This window comes from Neorhizobium sp. DAR64860/K0K1 (assembly GCF_050500205.1).
GTDB classification, from domain to species: Bacteria; Pseudomonadota; Alphaproteobacteria; order Rhizobiales; family Rhizobiaceae; genus Neorhizobium; species Neorhizobium soli.
The window spans coordinates 482,694-504,520 of the sequence record NZ_CP191458.1 but is presented as its reverse complement, the minus strand read 5'-3'; the positions used below and the strand labels follow the sequence as shown (position 1 = coordinate 504,520).

18 protein-coding genes are annotated in these 21,827 nt (G+C 60.4%); 1 reads left to right on the top strand and 17 read right to left on the bottom strand.

Annotated elements, in window-relative coordinates:
• Positions 1 to 66: 66 nt before the first annotated feature.
• Positions 67 to 1,302: an aminotransferase class III-fold pyridoxal phosphate-dependent enzyme gene (locus tag ACQY1J_RS02215; protein ID WP_430250002.1), complete on the bottom strand. Its 1,236-nt coding sequence runs from the start codon at positions 1,300 to 1,302 to the stop codon at positions 67 to 69.
• Between the two features lie 258 nt (positions 1,303 to 1,560).
• On the opposite strand from ACQY1J_RS02215, the gene ACQY1J_RS02210 reads away from it, so the two are divergent.
• Positions 1,561 to 2,283, top strand: coding sequence for a GntR family transcriptional regulator (locus tag ACQY1J_RS02210; RefSeq protein WP_192078357.1), 723 nt, complete (start codon positions 1,561 to 1,563; stop codon positions 2,281 to 2,283).
• A gap of 23 nt (positions 2,284 to 2,306) precedes the next feature.
• On the opposite strand, the gene ACQY1J_RS02205 is transcribed toward ACQY1J_RS02210, so the two are convergent.
• The 16 genes from ACQY1J_RS02205 to ACQY1J_RS02130 all read right to left on the bottom strand — a co-directional run bounded on the left by ACQY1J_RS02205 (position 2,307) and on the right by ACQY1J_RS02130 (position 21,752).
• On the bottom strand, positions 2,307 to 3,305 hold the full coding sequence (locus ACQY1J_RS02205; protein ID WP_430249960.1) for a transketolase family protein: 999 nt from the start codon (positions 3,303 to 3,305) through the stop codon (positions 2,307 to 2,309).
• Positions 3,302 to 4,168 (bottom strand): transketolase, encoded by an 867-nt coding sequence (locus ACQY1J_RS02200; RefSeq protein WP_430249958.1) that lies wholly within the window; start codon positions 4,166 to 4,168, stop codon positions 3,302 to 3,304. The genes ACQY1J_RS02205 and ACQY1J_RS02200 overlap by 4 nt, the downstream gene beginning before the upstream one ends.
• 62 nt (positions 4,169 to 4,230) lie before the next feature.
• The gene (locus ACQY1J_RS02195; RefSeq protein ID WP_430249956.1) at positions 4,231 to 5,898 is read right to left on the bottom strand and encodes a N,N-dimethylformamidase beta subunit family domain-containing protein; all 1,668 of its coding nucleotides are present in this window, start codon (positions 5,896 to 5,898) and stop codon (positions 4,231 to 4,233) included.
• Between the two features lie 83 nt (positions 5,899 to 5,981).
• The gene (locus ACQY1J_RS02190) at positions 5,982 to 8,228 is read right to left on the bottom strand and encodes a N,N-dimethylformamidase beta subunit family domain-containing protein (RefSeq protein ID WP_430249955.1); all 2,247 of its coding nucleotides are present in this window, start codon (positions 8,226 to 8,228) and stop codon (positions 5,982 to 5,984) included.
• Complete coding sequence (locus ACQY1J_RS02185; RefSeq protein ID WP_062577779.1) at positions 8,218 to 8,568, bottom strand: hypothetical protein; 351 nt, start codon at positions 8,566 to 8,568, stop codon at positions 8,218 to 8,220. Before ACQY1J_RS02185 ends, ACQY1J_RS02190 begins: the two co-directional genes overlap by 11 nt.
• A gap of 115 nt (positions 8,569 to 8,683) precedes the next feature.
• A complete protein-coding gene (locus ACQY1J_RS02180; protein ID WP_082471756.1) occupies positions 8,684 to 9,751 on the bottom strand; it encodes an extracellular solute-binding protein in 1,068 nt (355 codons plus the stop codon).
• Positions 9,752 to 9,794: 43 nt separating this feature from the next.
• A complete protein-coding gene (locus ACQY1J_RS02175; RefSeq protein ID WP_430249953.1) occupies positions 9,795 to 10,586 on the bottom strand; it encodes an ABC transporter permease in 792 nt (263 codons plus the stop codon).
• Entirely contained in the window at positions 10,583 to 11,413 is an 831-nt protein-coding gene (locus tag ACQY1J_RS02170; RefSeq protein WP_430250000.1) for an ABC transporter permease, read from the bottom strand. The genes ACQY1J_RS02175 and ACQY1J_RS02170 overlap by 4 nt, the downstream gene beginning before the upstream one ends.
• A 44-nt stretch (positions 11,414 to 11,457) precedes the next feature.
• Positions 11,458 to 12,561: an ABC transporter ATP-binding protein gene (locus tag ACQY1J_RS02165; RefSeq protein WP_430249952.1), complete on the bottom strand. Its 1,104-nt coding sequence runs from the start codon at positions 12,559 to 12,561 to the stop codon at positions 11,458 to 11,460.
• 133 nt (positions 12,562 to 12,694) lie between these two features.
• Positions 12,695 to 13,483, bottom strand: a complete 789-nt coding sequence (locus tag ACQY1J_RS02160) for a shikimate dehydrogenase family protein (RefSeq protein ID WP_430249951.1) — start codon at positions 13,481 to 13,483, stop codon at positions 12,695 to 12,697.
• 19 nt (positions 13,484 to 13,502) lie between these two features.
• Positions 13,503 to 14,150, bottom strand: a complete 648-nt coding sequence (locus ACQY1J_RS02155) for a class II aldolase/adducin family protein (RefSeq protein WP_092662831.1) — start codon at positions 14,148 to 14,150, stop codon at positions 13,503 to 13,505.
• Entirely contained in the window at positions 14,147 to 15,436 is a 1,290-nt protein-coding gene (otnK, locus tag ACQY1J_RS02150) for a 3-oxo-tetronate kinase (RefSeq protein ID WP_430249950.1), read from the bottom strand. Before otnK ends, ACQY1J_RS02155 begins: the two co-directional genes overlap by 4 nt.
• A gap of 58 nt (positions 15,437 to 15,494) precedes the next feature.
• Positions 15,495 to 16,439, bottom strand: coding sequence for a DMT family transporter (locus ACQY1J_RS02145; RefSeq protein WP_430249949.1), 945 nt, complete (start codon positions 16,437 to 16,439; stop codon positions 15,495 to 15,497).
• Positions 16,440 to 16,621: 182 nt separating this feature from the next.
• Positions 16,622 to 18,334: a hypothetical protein gene (locus ACQY1J_RS02140; RefSeq protein WP_430249948.1), complete on the bottom strand. Its 1,713-nt coding sequence runs from the start codon at positions 18,332 to 18,334 to the stop codon at positions 16,622 to 16,624.
• A gap of 6 nt (positions 18,335 to 18,340) precedes the next feature.
• A complete protein-coding gene (locus tag ACQY1J_RS02135; RefSeq protein WP_430249946.1) occupies positions 18,341 to 19,540 on the bottom strand; it encodes an HlyD family efflux transporter periplasmic adaptor subunit in 1,200 nt (399 codons plus the stop codon).
• A 4-nt stretch (positions 19,541 to 19,544) separates the two neighbouring features.
• Positions 19,545 to 21,752, bottom strand: a complete 2,208-nt coding sequence (locus ACQY1J_RS02130) for a type I secretion system permease/ATPase (protein ID WP_430249945.1) — start codon at positions 21,750 to 21,752, stop codon at positions 19,545 to 19,547.
• Positions 21,753 to 21,827: the final 75 nt, after the last annotated feature.

Sequence of the window (21,827 nt, the reverse complement as noted above, 5' to 3'; positions counted from 1 at the left end):
TGGTTGATCGTTCAGTGCGCCTCGAGCGAGCTGTAACCGTTGCGACGCCGCATGAGGCACGCCGAGCTAATTCGGAGCAGTCTTGGCAACAGTTGCAAATCCGTGCTCGGCGGCTTCGAGAGCGACGGCGATGTCAGCTTCCGTATGTGCCGCGCAAAGGAACATGTTGTGCCGCGGATGGAAATAGACGCCCTTGGCAAGGGTTGCGTTACAGAACGCATATCCTTTCGCGAAGTCGGCGTCGTCGTCAAACAGAACGGTCGGCATCTGCGCGGGGCCTGACTGACGGATCGATAGACCGAACTGGCGTGAACGTGTTTCCAGACCATCGCGCAGCATTTGACCAAGCCGTGCAATTTTGTCCGGGACGTTGTCGCGGCGGACCACCTTCAGCGTTGCAAGAGCGGCAGCCATCGACACGGCACCAGCCCAGAATGAGCCGGTGACGAACACCTGCGAGGCCGCCTTGCGCAGCCAGTCACTGCCGGTCACCGCCGAAAGGGCGTAACCGTTGGCGATTGCCTTGCTCCAGGCGGAAAGATCGGGACTGACGCCAAGCGGCTCCCAGCTGCCGGCCGTATGAAGACGGAAACCGGTGCGAACCTCGTCGAGGATAACGGCCGCACCTTTGGCGTCGGCGAGCCGTCTTACGGCTCTGGCAAAATCCTGAGTGGGCAGTTCCTGATCAAAACTCATATCGTGGCGATAGGCCGAGACGACGATCGCGGCAATGTCGTCCCCAGCTCCATTGACCGCATCTTCGAGCGATTCAATATCATTGAACGTGTAGTAGGCGAGGTGAGCACGATCTTCTGCCGTTACGCCGATGAGCGACGGAGAGCACCACGGAACTGCGCCGTGATAGGCGCCCTTGGCGACAAGGATTTTCCGCTTACCGGTCGCCGCGCGAGCAACAGTGACGCAGGTTGTAGTAGCGTCGGTGCCGTTCTTCTGGAACATTGTCCAGTCGGCGTGGGAAATAGTATCCACTACGAGTTCGGCCAGTTCGACCATGACTTCAGCTGGTCCGTTGAGGCAATCACCCATGCGCCTCTGGCGTTCGGCTGCCTCCTCGACTTCGGGGTGCTTGTGACCCAGGAGATTGGGACCCCAACTACACATGAAGTCGACATAGCGGTTGCCATCGACATCCCAAAGCAGGCCACCTTCGCCGTGGCTAAAAAACTGTGGATATCTGTCCGGAAGCTTTGCAGCATTCAGGTGTCCCCACATTCCACCAGGAACGACTTTTTGTGCACGTGAGCGCAACGCGGCGTCTTGCATCCTGACCAGCTCTAACATCGAAAACTCCATCTGATAATTTGATATATCATATATGTCGGTGGCAAACAATATTTAATAGAGAAAATCGAACGAGTACCCCTGTCTCGTGCAGCCGACGTATCATAACAAATGGTGAGAGAATCCTGGGAGGCAGGGCATCATCTGCACCCAAATCAACGCTCCTGCCGCCTAAGCTTGAAACAACCTGCGCCCTTCACGTATATTATATATAGTCCGTGGCTTGGTTGGCATGGTTCGGCTGTGATGGGGAATGAGATGAGTGAATCGGATCGGGCGACAGACGCGATTGGTGTTGGACCAGTCGCACGTGATAGCCTCACCGGACTGGTTTACAACAACCTTCGGCAGGCTTTGATGGAAGGGCGTTTCTGGCCGGGCCATCGCTTTAAGATCCGCGATCTGGCTGCAACGATGAATGTGTCCGAAACACCGATCCGCGAAGCCCTCATGCAGCTCGTTCGCGCCAGAGCTTTAGAAATGCAGGCGGGTCGTTCAATCGCCGTGTCCCACATGACCGCCAAGCAGTATATCGAGCTGCGGACGGTCAGGCTGTTCTTGGAGGGCCTTGCGGCGGAACACGCGACGACGCGTGTATCGGAAGCAGACATCGATCGTATGGAGGCCATCCACGCCGAACTGATTGCCGCGGAGCAGCAGCAGCGGTGGTCGGATGCCGTGCGCGCCAACTGGCAGTTCCATCGCGGCCTGTACGAGGGGTCCGAACTGCCGGAGGTCCTGGCCATACTAGACGATATCTGGATGCGCAACGGTCCGCTCTTGAACTTTCACTACCCGAGCGCTCCCCCGACCTACCCGAACGAGCATCAGCACCTCTCCGTCCTCAAGTACTTGCGGCAGCGTCGTGCGGACAAGGTACGCGAGGCCATTCAGGCAGACATGATGGAGGGTGGCCAAAACCTAGTGCGCCTGCTAGAGAAATCCGGCGGTACCCGATACCTGCCGCCACCCACTCCCTGACTCTGCAAAGTTTGTAGCGCCTGTTATCGCTCCTGCTGCGCTAGGGTCTGCCGCACCGTCGCGGCTAGGGCATTTGCGGATAGTCCATATTTCTCGAAGAGAAATGGCGTGGTGCCGCCTTCCGCAAACGTGTCGCGGACGCCGATCCGGCGGAATTTCGACGACACGTCGTTCTCCATCAGCATCTCCGCCACCGCGCTGCCGAGCCCGCCGATGATCGAGTGATTCTCCGCCGTAACCACGAGCGGCATCCGTCGGGCGAGGTCGATCAAGTCGGGATCGAGCGGCTTGATCGTCGACATGTCGACGATCGTCATTTCGACGCCCTCGCGGCTCAGTTCGTCAGCGGCCGACAGTGCGATGTCGACCATCATGCCGCAGGCGACAATCAGACCCTGTCTGCCCTCGCGCAGCACCCGCATCTTCCCGATGGTGAATTCGGACGCGGTTTCACCGGCTCTTTCCGTCCCGTCGGTGCGCTTTAGCCGAAGGTAGACGGGACCGTCATACTTGGCGATCGCGGCGACCGATGCACGTACTTGGTCCGGGCTGCTCGGTTCGATTACCGTCATGTTCGGCAAAGCGCGCATCAGGGCAATATCGTCGATCGCCTGATGGGATACACCAAGCAGTGTCGTCAATCCGGGAATGACGCCGACGATCTTCACGTTGGCGCGTGGATAGGCGACTTGCATCGCCACCTGGTCGTAGCAGCGACGGGTGACAAAGACGCAAAAGCTGTGAACGAATGGGATTTCGCCGGACCGGGCCAAGCCCCCGGCGATGCCGATCATATTGGCTTCGGCGATGCCGACCTGGTGAAAGCGCTCCGGCAACTGATCCCGAAACAGGTCCGTCTCCGTTGGAAGTGTCAGATCCGCCGTCAGGCATACAATCCGTTCGTCGTCGCGCGCGGCCTGCAATAGCGCTTCGCCGTAGTGTTTCCGTGCAGTTGCCGCAGACGCACCACGCGCGTTGAAGTCCAGGACTTCCAGCGATCCGCGATCTTTGCTCTGGCTCATGTGCGCTCCTTTGCGTCAGCAAGTGCGACCAGCGCTTCCTCGGCGACGTCGGCTGGCAGTTTCAGATTGTGTGCGAGGATCCCTTCGAGCGAAGGCACGCCCTTGCCGGCAATCGTTGTGGCCACGAGGCAGGTCGGCCTGTCCCGACCACGGGCTTGATCGAGCGCCGTTAGCAATGCCGGAATATCGTGTCCGTCGATGTTCTCGGATGCCCATCCGAATGCCTTGAACTTCTCGGCAACGGGCTCAACCGATACTACCTTGTCGATGTGACCTTCGACCTGCATGCTATTGTAATCGATGATCAGACAGAGATTGGAGAGACCGGCGCTGCCAGCGTAGAGGGCAGCCTCCCAGAGCTGGCCCTCCTGTAATTCGCCGTCGCCAAGCACCAAATAGATGCGGCTGTCCGACTTCCTGCGCCGTGCTGCCAGCGCCATGCCGATGCCAACCGAAAGGCCTTGTCCGAGCGAGCCAAGCGTTGCTTCGATCGCCGTGCCGACCCGCTCCGACGCGTTGACCTCGAATACGGAGCCGTCCTTGCAGTAGTCGCGCACCAGATTTCGGTCGACGAGCCCGCGCGCAGCAAGCGTCGCGTAAAAGATCGCAGTGTTATGCGCCGTCGAGAGAAGAAAGCGGTCGCGATCCGGCCACCGCGGGTCGGTCGGATCGATCCGCATTTCGGCAAAATACAGGACGGCAAAGAGATCGGCTGCACCAAGTCCCTGTTGGACATAGCCCTGGCCCGTGGGCGCCACGAGATTGATCACGTCACGCCGGAGTAACCGGGCGATGCGCGCGAGTTCAGCTGCATCACGGATGCGGGCGGCGGGCTGTCGTTCGTGGCTGATGGCACTGTTCATCGATAAGGCGCTCCTAAGCCATCGTTCATTTCTGACATTGTTCCGGCTCCCCGCAGTGCGGTTCAGCGGGCCGTGAACCGGTCGAGGATGTTGCGCGTGATGCGCTGGGTAAAAGGATCGCCGCGTTTCAGGCCCATGACCCATTCGCAGGTGGCGGCGGTCAACACCTCGCCTTTGCCGCGGGTCATGTGCACCATCATGCCGGAACCGTACTTGTATTTGGCGAGCCCCTCCGGCGTCACTTCGCCGGTCACGCATTCGACAAGGCCCTCGTGGTCGCTGCCGCGCACATAGTAGCGGAAGCCTTCGCCTTCGGGCTCGTCTTCGGCGAGAACCGCCGGCGACATGGCAAGGATCTCGATCGTGTCGGGTTGGCCCTCGACCTCGACGGGGTAGGGGAGGCCGTGGCGGAACGTGTAGTCCAGCCCGTCCACCTCGTAGGCGAAGATATGCTGCTTGTCGCCGAAGATGTCGGCATAGTGCAGTCCGGTCCCCGCAAATGCCCAGTGGGTCGGTCGGTAAACGGTCATGCCTTTTTGGCCGTTCGGGGCGAAACCACCCCAAGATGCGTACATCCCGTGCGCACCGTTGACGCCGACGGTGGAGGCGCCTGGCCACTTCACGGTGTGGTCTTCCCAGGCGCTGGTGAGCAGGTGCGCCTTGTCCGTGCCGGCGACCGGGTCCTTCTGGCTTGCTTTGAATTTGTGGCAGATCTGGCGTTTGCCATCCTCCTCGAGCCGGATTTGCCAGAGGAAGTTGGCGCCGAAGCGAGCGAGGTGTCCACCGCCTTCGACATAGCGCTCAATCGTCTCGCGCATCTCCCAGGTCCAGTATTCGTCATGACCGATGATTGTGACGCAAGGATAGGCGTCGAGCAGTTTCGGTCGGTAGTGCAGGTCGGTCTGGGTAATCATGTCCAGCTCGAACCCCTCCTTTTCGGCCCAAAGCACGAAGTGACGGTCGTATTGCGCCCATCCGGCAGCCGCATAATACTGGCCGAAACCGTTGGCGTAGGCCCATTCCTTCATTGCGTATCGCGGTGCATCACCCATCTCCGGCGCCGGATCGGCGCAGATGCGCGGGGCGCCCGCTGGCAGCCAGACGATCCCGCGCGTCCAGGGCCGTTCCAGCGAGAGGACGGGCGAGGGCTGGTCCTGATTTTCGCCCTCGACGCCGAAATAGTGGTTGGCGCCGCCGAAGTCATTGTAGGATGTCCAAGTGCCAGTCGGCAGGACCATCAGGATCTTGGCGCGGCGGGTTTTGTCCGTGGGGCGCACCACGAAAAAGTGGTGCTGCACGAACTTGATGCCGTTTGGCCTCTCGCAGGTCGAGACGACCCGGTAGAAACCAGACTTCAGGTCTGCCGGAAGCGTCCACTGATGACTGACCGGCCAGTTGCAGCCATTGCGGTAGGCGTCCTTGGGTGTTGACGAAAATACGCCGTTGATTGCCTCGACCTCATGCACCGTCTCCGGGTGCAAACCGTCACGATAGATCTGCATGCGCCATGTCTTGGCAGTCGAGGTCGAGTGGAAGGTGACCTCGTCGCCCGGATCGTAGGAGATCGCATCTGTGTAGGTATAGACCTCGGGAATATCGGGATCTTCGCGCGGCGCTTCGTACCATGGCTGGCTGTTCCAGTGATCGTCGGCATACATTGGCCGCACCTTGCGGGGCGCAACATTCATGGTGCCGAGTTCAGGCGATTGGAATTCCGGTCTGTCTGCCATTGGTAAAGGTCTCTTGCGATATTTGCGGTCGATGCCGCCGGGTTCGAAAGGCCGCACTGGCATGTGCGACCTGGCATTTCCGCCTATGCCAAACTCGGCAGGACGAACGGTTCCGGGTCGAGGAACCGCTTCACGACGTTGAGCGTGATGGCACTGATATTGTTGTCGTAGTTGTTGTAGCCCAGCGACATGCCGAACGTGATCGAGCCCGAAGCGAAGACCGCCCCGCCATTGGCTGTCTCGAAGAACACCATGTCGGCGCGGACAAGTGCGTTCTGGGTGCCGTCGAGCCCGTCGACCATGGTTCGGAACTCCTCCGGTGTCGGAAGTGCGCCGGCGCCGAGACCTTCGGAGGTTGCAAGCAGCAGCGCGTGGCGCGGCGTCCCGAGCTCGTAGTCGAGACGGTCGATCTCGCTGCCGACGGCGCCGCCATAGCGGAAGCCGAAATCGCCGAATTTTTCGTGTCTGCCGGTGCCTTCGAAGATGAAGGCCGCTCGCGGATCCTCACTGTCGGACATGCGCACATAGTAGGTGCAGGTGTCGTTGATCATGGCCGAGAAGCCCGTGCCGACCAGTTTTTGTGGCGCAAAGCCGCTGTGCCGCCAGAGTGCACCCGGTTCGCCGGTACCTGCCAGATGCACTTCGCCCGGCTCGGACTCCCAGGTGCGCGTACCCGCCATGCCGCGGCGCACTTCGAGCGCCGCCGGAGCCGCGGGATGAAAGCCGCATCGCCAGTAGAAGGCATTGCCGCCCATCGAGACGTGGCGACCGCCTGCATTCTGGTACTCCATGATGCCGTTCATCATGTTGAAAGAGTAGTATTCGGCATGCGTCGGCGTCATCATCGCCCGGTACGGTTTGAGCGCCCGGGCACCCTCGCGGTCCAGCTCGATATCGGTGATGACGTCGTAGGCGATGCCCTTCTCCTCGAGCCAGTCGAGAATATGGGTGTCGTTGATCAGGTTGAACCAGTAGCCGCGCGGCCGCATGCTGAGCACCGGACGGAGCCAGGACGAATAGGCGCGGCCGGATCCATCGACATGGCTGTCATAGGTAGACTGGCCGATCTGAGGATGCTCCTGCATGTAGACATCGTCCAGCGGCAGCCACAGCACGTGCTCCATCAGCGTCTCGAAATGCACCTGATAGAGACGCAGCGCGCTGTTGGCATAGGCCAGATAGGTGGCAACCGAAAGCACGACCACGAGGTCGGCCCGCTTCGTCTTCTTGCCGGGTGTGACGAAGAACGTCACATAGCTCTCGCAGTCCGGCTCCGGTTCGTCGCCGGCCGGCGTCAGCCGCAGCGCATAGACGCCGGTTCGCCACTCCTCGGGCACATCGAGAGAGAAGGTCGCCTGCCACTGGCAGTCGTAGATGTCATCGTTGTGAAAATGGATGGCGGCGTATTCGCGCGGCGCAAGCCGGAAGTCATGAACCGCACCGGACCAGAAAAAGCCCGTGACGCCGCGGCGGGGCAACTGGTGCAGACGCCCGTGCAGGCAGTTGGCGGAAAGATCCTTCACGTCGAGCGAGGTGATACCTTCGCCGAAGTCCCAGGAGGCGACAAGACCGGGTGCGGCAGAGCCGGTGCGAGGCTGGCAGTCGTAAACCCTCAGCGCTTCGGCACTCAGCGCCAGCGACACGACCCGCGGCGCCTCGATCTTGCCGTCGAAGTGGGCAGTGTAACGTTTCGCGCCGTCCAGATGATGCGCTGCGATTAGAAAATCCAGGCCGCTGTCGAGTGCCGACATGTCGGAAAGGTCGAAAGTCTCGGCATGGGCAACAGCCGGACGCGTGCCGTCGGCAGGCACGATCAACGACAGCGTTGCAGTCTTCTTTGCGAAGTCGAGAGTTGCGGAGATGAAGGACCAGACACGCTCGCGCGCCCTGACGTCGAGGGTCAGGCTAAGGCTTCCGGTGCGCAGAACGGGATGGCCCTCGACATCGAGTTCGAGCGCATATCCTTCGGCTGTGCTTTCGCACCAGCTGCCCATGATACCTCGGGCGTTGTCGGCGATGCGGGTCGGATAAATGTAGCAGCCGAAAGACCATGCGGTACCGCTCGGTACGAGTGCGCCACCATGAGGGATCACCGCGCAGGAGCCGGGGCGGATTTCCTGGTCGAGGCAGGTGTGGACGCCATCGATGGTGCTATCCATCAGGTCGTACTTGAAGCCCGGTCCGTTGACGTCGACGTCACCGCAGCGGAGGCGCATGACTTCAACCTTGACGGCGTCGCGTTTGCTCGACAGCTGGAATTTGACGGTTTCTCCGGCCGGAACGCTGATGCGGTCGGGGTAGCCGAGATACTCGTTGGTCTTATAGATCACCTTGATACTCCGGGGGTAATGTTGCACCCGTCATGGCCTGCCAGCGGATCTTGAAGACATGCCATTCCGCCTCGGCCAGCGAGGTGAAGATGCGCTCGTCGACGAAAGGCATCGGATCGCCGCGCCGCTCGGGAATGCGCGACAGGCGCCAGGCCTTGCCGGCCTCCAGCACGACCAGCACGAGACGACCCTGGGCTTTGCCCCAGCGCATCTTGGCCAGCATCTTGCGAAGTTCGGCCCCATGCACGCCAAGCGGGCTGTCGCGGAACTCCTCCACCAGATCGAGCCGTTGCGGGTCGATGACATAGCGCAGCGCGTTCGGGTCACTGGTGTGATCCATGGAAATCGTCCTGTCGTTGCAGTCGTATGGATTTGCTTATCGGCATGTTGGGCCTTCCCCCCACAGACGGGGAGAAGGCGATGAGGAGCAGTTGTGACTGACCGTTTTAAAGCGATTAGCGGGTCAGCCAGGCTGTCCAGCGCTGACGCAGTTCGTCGCGATGGGCGCCGATCCATGTGAAGTCCGGTTTCACCAGCTTCTCGTAGTTCTCCGGCGAAGTCGCAAACAGCTTTGCTTCCTCCGGCTTCAGCTGGTCGTAGACGGTCTTGCTGCCGGTCGCGTAGTTCACGTCACGCATGAAAGGCACATGCGCTTCGGAATTGGCGTAGAAGAAGTCGAGATAGGCAAGCGCAGCATTCTTGTCGGGCGCACCCTTGAGGATCGCCATATAGCCGGTGTCGCGGATGGCTCCGTCCCAGGACATGGCAACCGGCGCGCCTTCCTTGACCACTGCCAGCGCGCGGCCGGAGTAGCTCATGGTCATCACGACTTCCTTGTTGCGCATGATCTGCTGCACCTGGTCGCCGGTCTTCCACCAGACCGCGACATGCGGCCTGATTTCATCGAGCTTTTTATACGCGCGTTCAAGATCGAGCGGGAAGAGTTCGGTCTGTTTCACTCCGTCTGCCAGAAGTGCGGCGACCGGAACCCACCAGTCGCGATCGCCCGTGTCAGGCAGGCCGCGCGGGCCGGGGAAGTCCTTGACGTTCCAGAAGTCCGCCCAGGTCTTCGGCGCCTTGTCCTTGAACACGTCGGTATTGTAGTTGATCAGCATGCCACCGGTGGTCCGGGCGACGCCGTAGGGCGTGCAAGCATCCGCAACGCCGAATTTCTGCACGCTGGGAAGCTGGCTACAGTCAATCTTCTCGAGCATGTTAGTGCGCGCGACGAGATCGGGGCCGGTGGCAGTGACGATATCGAATTCGACGTTTCCTGTGCGCGTCATCGCTTCCGCACGCGCCCACTGGTCGGGAACCTCGATGGCGACGGGCACCACTTCAACGTCCTTGGCCTCGGCGAACGGTTCGTAGAAATACTTGGCAAGCGAATTGCCCATCAGGCCGCCTGTCGTGGCGATGACCAGCTGCTCCTCCAGTTCCTGCGCGACGGCGGGCGTCGTGGCGGCTATTCCTGCGGCGATTGTGATCGCTGCGGTGGTCCATTTCCAGTTCTGTATCGGCATGATGGTTCTCCTCTTGTTTTTCAGTTTTACGCGTGGTTCCCAGTCAGGTTTTGGCTCGCGACCTCATGAGGAAGGCGACGGCGAGTATTATTATGGAGAGGACGATCAGCAGCGTGGCGATCGCCGGAATGATGGGGGTCAGGTTTTGCTCGATGTCTTCGAACATCCGTCGCGGAAGGGTTTTGTAGCGGACACCGGACAGGAAGAAGGAAACGACCGGTTCATCGAAGGAGATGATGAAGGCAAACAGCGCGCCGCTCACCACGTTCGGCAGAATGAGGGGAAGCGTAATCAAACGGAAAGCGTTGAAACGGCTCGCACCGCAGCTCATCGCCGCCGCTTCCAGGTTCGCATCCACCTTCCCAAGTGCAGAGGCGGTTGTGAACACGACGAAGGGAAGCGCCAGGATGGTGTGGGCAAGCACAAAGCCTGGAACCGTCCCGGACAGCCCGATCGACTGGAAGAACAGGTAGAGACCGACCGCCAGCGCGATGTGCGGGACAATGATCGGGCCGATCAGCAGGATCTGGAAGAGCGTCGCGAGACTGCTCCTTCCGCGGACCATGGCGTACGTCGCCGCGGTGCCGATGAACGACGCCGAGATCGCGGTGAGGAAGGCAACCTGCACGCTGAGCCACATGGCGTTGCGCCATTGGCGGCTGGCGAAAAATTCCTCGTACCATTTCAGCGTAAAGCCGCGTGGAGGGAACTCCAGGTAGTCGCTTGTGCCAAAGGACATCGGGATGACAATGACCAGCGGAATGATGATGAAGGCGAGAACGGCGTAGACATATGCGCCGAGAGCCAGCGAGCCTTTGTCGACGGGTGGTTTCATGATTGCGCTCCCATCAGGCGGTCGAACCGGAGGGTTTTGCTGAAGATGATCGCCAGCAGAGTAACGAACAGCGTCAAGACACCGACGAGCGCCGAAGCGAAGGGCCAGTCCAGCACCTCACGAATTTGCTGCGAGACGAGTGTCGCAATCATAAGTTCCTGCGGTGAGCCGAGCAGCGCCGGCGTGATGAAGAAGCCGAGCGCCGTCAGGAATACCAGCAGCGAGCCGCTTGCGATGCCCTGCAGGCTGAGCGGCAGGATCACTTCACGAAACGCCGCAAAACGGGATGCGCCCAGAACTGCGGCGGCACGCAGATAGTCGTCCGGAATTGCGCGGAGCGACCCGAAGATCGGCAGGATCATGAATGGCAGCAGCACATGGGTCATCGCGACGACGACCGCGCCTTGGGTATAGAGCAGTTTCAGCGGTTCGGACGTGATGCCGATTGCGAGGAGGCCGGAGTTTATCAGGCCTTCCCGCTGGAACAGGAAGGACCATGCAGCGGTGCGCACCAGCACGCTCGACCACAGGGGAAGGATGACGCAGGCGCCCACCAGGGCCGCTGCTGTCCTGCCAGCGCGGCTCATGAAGTAGGCGACTGGAAAACCGAGAAGCACCGCAAGTCCGGTTACCAGCACAGCCGTCCAGACTGTGCGCATCAGCACCCGAGCATAGACAGGATTGGTGACGACCCGCGCATAATTGTCGAGCGTCGGGGTAGGCTCCATAACGCTGATATAAAGAAGCTGTGCGATCGGATAGAGGAACACGAAGGCGATAATGGCGAAGAATGGCGACAGCAGTAGAAGGGTTGCCAGTCCGCTCAAGCGCCGGCCGTCGGAATGCCAGAACTGGGATCGGGTGTGGCTGGTCACTTCGCGCCTCCGGCATAAAGCAGGATGGCCTCTTTCGGCACGCCGAAGGTCGCTGTCGCACCCCGGGTCAGGGCAGCAAGATCCGAAGCACCAGGAAGACGTGCCCGGATTTCGGAGCCGTCGGGCAGCTTGCCGATCAGAAGCAGGGCCGATCCCGCGTAGACGACGTCCGAAAGGGTCGCCTGCAACGTGTAGTCGGATCCTGCCGTCCCAAGATGCAGGCGCTCGGGCCGGAAGCCGAGGACAGCTTTCTGGCCGGCTTTCATGGTGTCGACCGCAGCACTCGCCGGAACGGTCCAGCGCTCGCCTGATGGCAGGAGCACCGTCATCGTGTCGCCGATGCTTTCCACCGTGACGTTGATGAAGTTCATCTCGCCGATAAATCCGGCGGTGAAGAGATTGGCTGGACGCTCGTAAAGCTCGCGCGACGGGCCGATCTGCTGGATCTTGCCGTCTTTCAGCACCGCGACCCGGTCTGCCATGGTCAGCGCTTCGCTCTGGTCGTGGGTGACAAAGATCACGGTAATGCCGAGCTCGGCATGAAGGCGCTTGATTTCAAGCTGCATATCTTCGCGAAGGTTCTTGTCGAGGGCGCTCAAAGGCTCGTCCATCAGCAGGACGCGGGGTCGATAGACGATAGCCCGCGCCAGCGCGATGCGCTGCTGCTGCCCACCCGACAACTGGTTGGGGAAGCGCTTCCCGTACCCGGCGAGGCGTACGGTGGCGAGTGCTTCTTCAGCCTTTGCGTGTCGCTCGGCTTTCGCCATGCCGCGCATCTTCAGAGGGAACGCCACGTTGTCCAAAATGGACATGTGCGGAAACAGCGTGTAGTTCTGAAACACCATTCCCAGATTGCGCTTGTTGGCGGGGAGATAGGTGAGGTCTTCCTCATCGACGACGATGTTTCCGCTCGTCGGAAACTCGAAGCCCGCTACGCTCATCAGGATTGTCGTCTTGCCGGAGCCGCTCGGCCCGAGCAGCGCCAGAAATTCGCCGGCGGCGATGTCTATATCCACGCCGTCGACCGCGACAACACTCCCGAAGCGCTTTTCCAGCCGGCTGATGCGAATGGATGCGCCTGCCGCCGGTTCTCTGTTCATTGCTATCGTCACTGAAGCCTGTTCCCATTTTTTATTGTTTGGCTTGGCTTAGACCGGAAGGACCCTCCAGATTGCAGTCGATCCCGTCTTTGTACGTGTCGAACTCCTCTATGATATTTGATATATCGGAATGCTACCGCTTAATGAACGTTGCGACAAGGGCCATTTGCGCGTCGAGCATGGCTTTTCCGCCGATGGTAACGGCTCCACGCGCTCTGGCGGCATCCATCAATCGTGTTACCGGCGGATTGACGATGATGTCGTAGACAACCGTAGAACTGGTAATGTTGCTGATATCGACCGGCATCGCATCGGCAGCCTTCATTCCGAGCGGGGTCGTGTTGACGATCAGATCAAACGCTTCGGCGGCGGCCGGCCCGGCCGACACCTGTGTTGCCGGAAAGAGGGCTTGAACCGCAACGGCGAGTGCGTGGCCCCGGGCTTGGTCTCGATTGGAGATCCGCAGTTCGGCGGCTCCAGCCTGTGCGACCGCGAGTGCCGTCGCGCGTCCTGCACCGCCCGCGCCCAGTTGCAGGACGCGCTTGCCGGCGGCTGAAAATCCGTGGGCGCTGAGGCCTGCGAGGAAGCCGGGCGCATCCAGGTTGTCCCCCACCAGCCTTCCGTCCTGACACCGCCGTACGAAGTTGACGGCGCCAATCATCCCGGCCCGATCGGTGACGTCGTCGAGAAGCTGCATGATGGCCACCTTGTGCGGAATGGTGACACCGAAACCGACGACATTGCCCATGAGGCGGATCGCATTGACAACGGTCCCAAGGTCCTGCGGGAGAACGGCGAGAGGCGATGTCGCCACATCCTCACCGATCCCTGAGAAGTAGGCATTCAGCACGGCGCTGGCGCGGACATGGTCTACGGGATCTGCCAGCACGAACATGATCTTCGAATGACCAGTGATCTCCATGGAGCTTTTCCCCCTATGATCAGCCGGGCAACCGGCTGCGGCCGTAGCCCTTGTAGCGTTCCAGAACCCGCTCGATCTCGTCGTCGGGAATGATGGCCGGCTCACCGGCCTGGCGAGCCAGAATGTACTGGCGGGCTAGCGTTTCGAGCTTCACAGTCAGGTCCAGGGCCTGTTGCAGGGATGTTCCGGCAACGATCATACCGTGATTGGCGAGCAGGCAGGCCTTGCGGTTCTTCAGCGCCGCGACGGCGCCGTCCGCCAGCGCCTTCGTGCCGAAGGTGGCATAGGGCGCGCACGGAACGTCCGTACCGCCGAAGCTGGCGATCATGTAGTGGAAGGCGGGGATTGGTCTTGCGAGGCAGGAGAGCGCCACGCAGCAGTCGGCGTGGGTGTGGATGATGGCCTGGACATGCGGATAGGCGTGCAGGATCGCCTGATGCATGTGCCATTCGCTGGAGGGAAGGCCGTCGCCGATCGTGTCGCCGTTGCGATCCAGTCGAACCAGCCGCTCGGGCGTCATGTTGGCGCTGTTGCCGCCGGTCGGTGTGACCAGCATGTCTTCGCCAAGCCGGCAGCTGACATTGCCGCTCGATCCGTGATTGAAGCCCTTGAATTCGAGCGTCGCGACGACGTCAAGCATCGTCTTGCGTAGGTCCATTTCGTTCATGCGTTCTCCTCCGGGTTCTGCATCGAGGCCAGCGCCCGGGTGAACAGGTCGACCGGGCCGAGTTTTCCGGACTTCAAGCAAAGCGCGACCGGATCATCGCCGTTAGTGACCGCCGTGCCGACGCCCGGTCCGCCATAGGGACCGACATTCAGGCCGCGGATGCCGAGGCGCTCGACGACGGACCCGGACGTTTCTCCACCGGCGACGACGAACCGCCGCACGCCGGCGCCATGGAAGGCGACGGCAAGGTCGCCGACGATCTTTTCGCCAAGCGCCGCAGCGCCATCCCTGCCGTACCGCGCCTGCGCAGCGGCAACGGCCTCTGGCGCGGCGGATGTCGACAGTCCGACTGGGCCGGTCTCGAGTTTTGGCAGCGCCCAACGGAGGGCTGCATCGACCGCGGACTCGGCGCTGTCGATGTCAGTTAGATCGATCCGCAGGACGGGATGCGACCGCTCGAAGTCGGCGAGCTGTTCGAGTGTCCGTTCGGCGCAACTGCCAGACAGCACGACACCCTTGCCTGACACAGGCTGAAGGCTGCGCGTATGCGGTTCGCCGGTCAGGAGACCTCTCTGTCGCCACAGCGCCGGATAGTGCTGGACGATTGTGGCATTGCCGGTCATTAGAGGCCAGTCGCAGGTCAGTTCGGCGATGGCGTCGAGATCACGATCGTAGATCGTATCGGTAATGAAATAGCGGATGCCCTCTGCTGCGTGGTCGGCGACGGCCTGCCGGAGCGTCGTGCCGCCCTCGCTGACGGCGGGGTGGGCAAGTAGCCCGACTCGGGTCTTCGTCTGCCGCTGCAGCACGCGGACGAGGTCCGGATCGGTCATTGGTGTCAGTGGATCGTGCCGCTTGGGGGATTCCGAAATCAGTTGGCTGCCGAGAAACAGGTGCCCGTTGTAGACTGTACGCTTCAGTGCCGGCGAGGCAGGACAGAAGGCGGCATAGGGCGCGCCGGTGGTCGCCATCAGGATGTCAGCCACGGGGCCGATATTGCCGTCATCGGTCGAGTCGAACGTTGCGCAATACTTGAAGAAGATTTGGCGTGTGGCGCGCGCAAGCAATGCTCGGGCCGCTCTCTCGGTTCTTGCCACGGCTTGTGCCGCCGGAATGACGCGGGTTTTCTGCGCAACGACGATAGCGTCGACATCGCCGATGGTATCCACAGCCTCAGGATCGGTCACAAATGCGCAGTCGACGCCGTGCGCGACAAGCATTGCGGCAGTTTCCATTCCACCTGTGAGATCGTCGGCCACGACCCCGAACACCGGCTTGCCCATCATGTCTGCACGACCATCCCTGTTGCGCCTCAGTTAGACGATACATGATATATCAAATATTTTATTTGGGAATGGGTGGCGGATATTTTTCCGCGGCATCGTGCCCGAGGTCGGCGTTGTCAACGGTTGCAGCCTGACCGATCGGACCGCTCGTGCCACGCATTTTCTCGCGCAAGACCGTCAAGAGGCCAGCGAAAATTATGATCGAGATACCGACAAGCGCAACGGCATCGGGAAATTCGTCGAAGATCAATGCGCCGAAGACCACAGCCCACGCCAGCTGCGAGTAGTGCATTGGCGCGATCTGGGTAGCGTTCCCGTGTCGCGTGGCCGACACGAAGGCCCATTGACCAAGGCCGTAAGACATGCCGGCAAGCGCCAGCAGGGCGCATTCCTTCAATGTCGGCACGCTGGCGCCGTGGATGAGCATAACCCCCGCGTTGACTAGGAGAAGGTAGGCGATGAGTGTTCCCAGAACACTGGTTGTCTTAACCTTGCCGTTAACGCGCCGAAGAATGATGACCGCCGAGCCAGTGCCGAGGCCGGTGAACATCGCGGCAAGATAGCCGCCCTCGAATGCCGCGTGGCCCGGCTTCACGACAAGGAGAACGCCGATGAAGCCGATGATAACGGCTGACCAGCGCCACATCCCCACATGCTCCTTTAGCACCAGTGCCGACATGATGGTCACGAACAGGGGCGCCATGAACACCAGCGCGTAGGCCTGCGCCAGCGGGATCGCGGTGAAAGCGTAGACACCTGTAAGACTGGCGACAACGCCGCAGATCGCGCGGCCGTGCACGGCAAGAGGATGGGCGGTGCGCCAGAAGTCGCGCCATCGTTCGCCGGGATGGCGGGTGAAGAGAACGGCCAGAGCTGCGAAGACGTTGACGATGAATGCCATCTGGAAGACCGACAAATGGCCGCCGCCGGCGGCCCTTACACTAGCGTCAGTGATGGAGAAGGCCCCATAGGCAAGGAGTGCATGGATGTAGACACGTCTCAAGACAATTCGATCCCACGGCATAGAACATGGAAAATATATCATATTTCCACGCCTAGGGTCGCTAGTTTCTGAGGATCCTTTATCTCGATCTGTTCGAGCTTCCCCAATGGTCATTCTTGATATGGTAAAATGTCACTGCGCGACTAACCGATCATTACGCCACTCGCCCTTGGTGAGCCGTACTATGACCCGGCTCCTCCTTGGCGAGAGACCAGCGATTTGAACGCCTCTTTCTCGTTCAGATACGCGCGATAGGCGATCAGCCCGGACAGATAGTGTTCCACATCGTCGATCCGGACGCGAAACGCGTGGTGGCGGATGTAGAACGAAGCCATGATCCGCCTTGGGTTGCGCATGAACATCGCCACCTCCGGGTAGAAATGACCGTTCAGCAGGTAATGAGCGCGTTTTTCGAGCGCTACCTCGAACGCTGCAAGGTCGATCTCGCCGAGGAGCGGAACCAGATCCGGGTGGTCAGCAATCCGCGACAGCGCCTGCCGGGTTGCCATCATCAGTTCCAGCAGTGTCGGAAAGGTGGTGATGCGATTGGCGACAAAATCGAGATAGGTGCTGACATTTTCGACGCAGAAGCGGAAATAGCGTTCCTCCGGCCAAAACAGCGTCAGTTCGTTGGCGCAATAACCCAGCCAGTGGTCGTGATATTGCGTGTAGTTCCGGCGCAGGAAATGCTCGAAAGCTTTTTCAACCGCGCTGATCCAGCGGATATCGCGAGTGAGCGCATAAAGGCGCATCAGCGCGAAGGCGGCCTCGCCGTCGTAATAGACAGTGCGGAACTCGGCCTTGGTGGAAAGGTCCGGGTAAAGCAGGACGTGGCGGAATTCACCGGTCTTTGCGTCCTGCATATGAACGATGCCCGTGGCGAGCTTATCCATCAGCGGCAGATATCGATCATCGCTCATGACACTTGTATATTTCGCGAGCGCCAGGAGGAAGACGGCATTGCCGCCGAGCTTTATCTCCGAACCGACGTCGATCAGAAAGGCGGCCTCGGCCCCATCAGGCAGTCTCGCGATCCGGGTAAGATGACCGGTCAGCTGCCCGAGCGAGCGCTCTATTGCAGCTCTCGTCTTGCTATCCCTCGTTACCTCGTAAGCTTCGATCATTGCATAGGTCGTGCTTGCATGGCGCAGGACATTGTAGGTGCGGATCTCGCGGTCGAAGCACGGGTGATAGCCGTAGACGAACGCGCCGTCCGGCTTGACCTGAGACGCAAGATAGCTGGATGAGGAGTCGATCAGCCGATCGAGCATGGCACGATCAAGCGGCTGACCTTCACGCTGACCGCTTCCCGCACCTTCGCCGCAAAGACGGTAGTGTCGGCCTTCCTCATCGAGAAAAAAACCGCTCGTTGTAAACGCCCAGAGCGCTCTCGCCTCGGCGAAATCCGTTTCGAACGCGTTTCCAAATCGTGTCTTCGCATAGAGCGCGAAGTTTCGTTCGTTTAGAACGCAGTGCTCGACCTTGTTGCCACCATAAAGCATGGCGTTGGCGTTCAGTTCGTTGTCCAGGAACGCGGTTTCGAATTGATCGTCCAGCGACAGTCCGAGCCGGAAGTAGTTTCTCTTGGTGCGACCAAGCTGTTTGTGGAGGGTCTTGACCGTGATCTTCTCGATCCGCACTGGCCAGTCGATCCGCAACAGACGGCCGTCGAGCCTCTGGCTGTCCAGGAGGTCGCCGGCGGCGCTTAAAGCCTTTTGCCAGGCTGCGTCAAAACTGTCGGCGCCGACCGTTGCAACGGACGCTCGTCTGTCTCCGTCGCTGATCGAGACAAACAGCACATAAGCCGGATGCGGTGCGTCGAGTGGTTGGATGACCTGCCGAACAGGGTCTCGAAGACGATCCAGCCGCGCAAGGCCGAAAGTTTCTGCGGGCATGGTCACCTATCGCTCGCGCAGCGCCTCGCGCGCCTTGTTGAAGGGTTTGATCAAGTAGTCCAACACACTCTTGCTGCCCGTGTTGACATCGACGGTTGCCACCATGCCCGGAACGATCGGCAGGCGCGTCCCTTGCGCGGTCACCAGCGCATCTGTGGTGGTCTGCACGAACACACGGTAATAGAACGTGTTGGGATCGACCTCGTCGCGCATGGTATCGGGGGAAATCGCAGTTACCCGTCCCTCCAGCCCGCCATAGACGGCGTAGTCATAGGCGCTGATCTTGACGCTGGCGCGCTGATCGGGGTGAATGAAGGCGATATCGCGTGGCGATATACGCGTTTCGATCAGCAACTCGTCGTCGAGCGGGATGATATCCATGAGCTTGCCGTTTGGCGGCACGACGCCACCGATCGTCGACACCTCGATATTCTTGACGATGCCCCGCACCGGTGAGCGATGCGTCAGGCGCTGCAGGCTGTCGGACCGTCCCTTGATGGTCGAGGACAGCGATGTGATGTCGGAATTTGCCTTGGCGAGTTCCTCGCGGGCGCTGAGGTTCTGCTTGGCGGCGATATCGACCTTCTTCATTTCAAGATCGACCAATTCCCGCTTCAGCCGGATGATCTCGACATTGCTGGCGGCGCCGATCTTGGCAAGCGACTCGCTCATTTCCAGCTCGCGTTTGGCCAGCACGATCGCTTGTTCCATCCATTCCAGAGACTGTTCAAGGCTTGTCGTCCGCGCCTCGAATTGCTGGGTTTCCGAACGGATGAGATCCGGATAGGCATTCAGCTCGGTCGGAAAGGTCAAAGCTGTCCGGTTGATCTCGGCCGTCAGGCGTGCGGCGGCCGCAAGCGAGGCACGGTATTTGGCCGATGATTCACCGACATCCGATTCGGTGATCGTCGGATCCAGCTGCGCCAGAAGCTGGCCGGTTTCTACAATCTGGTTTTCGCGAACAAAGAGCTCCGAAACGATGCCCCCCTCAAGCGACTGGATGACCTGTTCGCGCCTGATCGGAACGACACGACCCGCGCCGGTGGAGACCTCTTCAAGCATGGCGAAATAAGCCCAAACCGTCGCGATTGTCAGGAGGATCATGGCCAAAAGAATGACGGTCTTTGCCTTTGACAGCTGGACATCGTCCTCGTCACCGAAAGCCCACCCGTAGTCCGAAGCCTTGTCGCTCGAGATCTCTGCCATGTCTTCAAATCCCGCCAGACGTGTTGTGAACAGGAACCAGTTTGGGTGGCACTGTTTTTTCTGGGGCGAGCGGCTTGATGCCCTTCAGCGTCGTCATCGCATCTGCCTTTGCCTCGTCGAGCACCAGCTGACCCTTGTCGAACACCATCACCCTGTCGACCAGTTCCAGAACCCGCATGCGATGGGTTGCGATGACAACCGTCTTGTCGCGCGACCAGGTCTGGAAGCGCGCTATGAACAACCGCTCCGTCGCCTCGTCCATGGCGGCTGTCGGCTCATCGAGCAGGACGACATTGGGATCGCGCACCAGCAGGCGGGCGAGGAGGAGCGCCTGCAGCTGCCCGCCGGACAGCCCGTTGCCGCCCTCCTGCAACGGGTAGTCCAGTCCCTTCGGCAGAGCGCGGATAAATTCGTCGGCACCGACGATCGAGAGCGCGTCGAGGATTGCGGACTGGGAGGCGTTGGAGGCACCGAGCGTAACGTTCTCCCTCAGGGTCCCGTGGAACAGGCGGGAATTCTGGGTCAGCAGCCCCACGTCACGGCGCAGATCCGACGGATCGATATGCCTCAGCGCAATATTGTCGAGCATGACTTCGCCGGAACTCGGTTCGATCATCCCGGATAGCGCCTGCAGAAAAGTTGATTTCCCTGCACCGTTCTTGCCCAGTACGGCAATCTTGTCGCCGGCGGCGATCTTGAGGCTTCTCAGCACCAGAGCGGGTTTACTGGCAGGCTCCGCGTGGTGGAACGCGGTCGATCGAAATTCGTAGGTTCCGGCAATGGCGGAGATGGATATGCGTGTCTCGGCGACCGGATGGTCGACGGGCATCTGCATGATCGCGTCAAGGCTCTTCAGCCCGATTTTTGCCTGCTGGACACGGCTGAGAACCTGGGTGAGCTGCGCCATCGGCGCCATCATCCTGGAACCGAGAATGGAGCAGGCAACAAGCGCACCCGTTGTCATGTCCCCAGCCATGACGATCGGTGCGCCGAAGAATACGATGAACGCGTAAACGCTCGTCTGAACGCTGTGGCTCCAGCCGGTCAGAGACGACGTCAGAACGCGCATCTTCAGTTGGGCATCGGCATTGACCGCGTTGTAGTTATTCCACTTCTGCTGGAAGCGCTCCTCCGCCTGCAGCATCTTGATGTCTTCGATGCCCTGAATGCTCTCTACCAGGATCGCGTTGCGGAGTGATGCCTCGCGCATTGCAGCGCTGGCGCTCTGGTGCAGTCTTCGTTGTGATAGAATTCCGGGCAGGACAAGCAGCACGAGTGCGACCGCCGGAATGACGACCAGCATCCCGCCCACGAACCAGAAGATGACCAGAAACAGGAAGAAGAACGGCAGGTCCGCGACTGCGGCAACGGTGGTCGAGGTGAACACCTCGCGGACCTGCTCAAGATCCCGCAACTGAGCAATGAATGTTCCGGTCGATCTTGGGCGGACGCTGTTTTTCACACGCAGCGCGTGGCCGAAGATCAGATCGGACATTCGCAGATCACAGCGCTTGCCGAGGATATCGATGATCGAACCTCTGATCTTGCGAACGACAAAGTCGAACAGCACGGCGAGCATGACGCCTGCAAACAGCACATAAAGCGTGCTCATGGAGTTGGCGGGGACAACGCGGTCATAGACCTGCATCGAAAAGATGACGCCGGCGAGCGACAGCGCGTTGGCGATCAGGGATGCGACCAGAACGTAGCCATAGGGGCGCAGGTCACCGAGCGCGAACCGTCTGAACCAGCTTTCGTCATGCGGGGCGATATAGGTGTCCACCCTCGAGTCAGGTGTGGAGCGTGCCGGCCTGGGAATGGCCGCAAGCGTTGCCTCGGCACACAGCACATCGATCGCCAGCGTCGTTTTCAGACCGTTGTCGCCTGCAAAGACGACGGCGCCATTGCGTTGCGCATCGATGGCGACAACCGTTGCAACCGACCCGTCCTTGAGCTGCACGATGACGGGAAGCCTCCAGCTGGTCATCATGTCCAGACTGGGTTGAGCCAGCTTCACACGAAGCCCGAATTTTTGCGCGAGCCACTGGACGTATTTCGCCTGGTCTTCCAGCGAATAAGCCGCCGCAGCCTTGCGGGCCGCTTCGATCGAGAAGCCCAGTCCGTAAATCCGGGCAACCTGCTCAAACACTTCGATCCAGTCGTCCGCCTGGTTCTGCTGCACGACGTCGAACTGAGGTGTTGCTTGGGTCAATGCCGTGCCTTTCAAGCGTCTGCAAACGACGGGCGAGCGGGTGTCGTGCCGCTGCCGCAGAACCGGCAGCAGCAC

What these genes read in the sequence shown, in the direction of transcription:
- ACQY1J_RS02215 (WP_430250002.1), bottom strand. Translation starts at nt 1,302, where the DNA reads ATGTTAGAGCTGGTCAGGATGCAAGACGCCGCGTTGCGCTCACGTGCA.
- ACQY1J_RS02210 (WP_192078357.1), top strand. Translation starts at nt 1,561, where the DNA reads ATGAGTGAATCGGATCGGGCGACAGACGCGATTGGTGTTGGACCAGTC.
- ACQY1J_RS02205 (WP_430249960.1), bottom strand. Translation starts at nt 3,305, where the DNA reads ATGAGCCAGAGCAAAGATCGCGGATCGCTGGAAGTCCTGGACTTCAAC.
- ACQY1J_RS02200 (WP_430249958.1), bottom strand. Translation starts at nt 4,168, where the DNA reads ATGAACAGTGCCATCAGCCACGAACGACAGCCCGCCGCCCGCATCCGT.
- ACQY1J_RS02195 (WP_430249956.1), bottom strand. Translation starts at nt 5,898, where the DNA reads ATGGCAGACAGACCGGAATTCCAATCGCCTGAACTCGGCACCATGAAT.
- ACQY1J_RS02185 (WP_062577779.1), bottom strand. Translation starts at nt 8,568, where the DNA reads ATGGATCACACCAGTGACCCGAACGCGCTGCGCTATGTCATCGACCCG.
- ACQY1J_RS02180 (WP_082471756.1), bottom strand. Translation starts at nt 9,751, where the DNA reads ATGCCGATACAGAACTGGAAATGGACCACCGCAGCGATCACAATCGCC.
- ACQY1J_RS02175 (WP_430249953.1), bottom strand. Translation starts at nt 10,586, where the DNA reads ATGAAACCACCCGTCGACAAAGGCTCGCTGGCTCTCGGCGCATATGTC.
- ACQY1J_RS02165 (WP_430249952.1), bottom strand. Translation starts at nt 12,561, where the DNA reads ATGAACAGAGAACCGGCGGCAGGCGCATCCATTCGCATCAGCCGGCTG.
- ACQY1J_RS02160 (WP_430249951.1), bottom strand. Translation starts at nt 13,483, where the DNA reads ATGGAGATCACTGGTCATTCGAAGATCATGTTCGTGCTGGCAGATCCC.
- ACQY1J_RS02155 (WP_092662831.1), bottom strand. Translation starts at nt 14,150, where the DNA reads ATGAACGAAATGGACCTACGCAAGACGATGCTTGACGTCGTCGCGACG.
- otnK (WP_430249950.1), bottom strand. Translation starts at nt 15,436, where the DNA reads ATGATGGGCAAGCCGGTGTTCGGGGTCGTGGCCGACGATCTCACAGGT.
- ACQY1J_RS02140 (WP_430249948.1), bottom strand. Translation starts at nt 18,334, where the DNA reads ATGCCCGCAGAAACTTTCGGCCTTGCGCGGCTGGATCGTCTTCGAGAC.
- ACQY1J_RS02135 (WP_430249946.1), bottom strand. Translation starts at nt 19,540, where the DNA reads ATGGCAGAGATCTCGAGCGACAAGGCTTCGGACTACGGGTGGGCTTTC.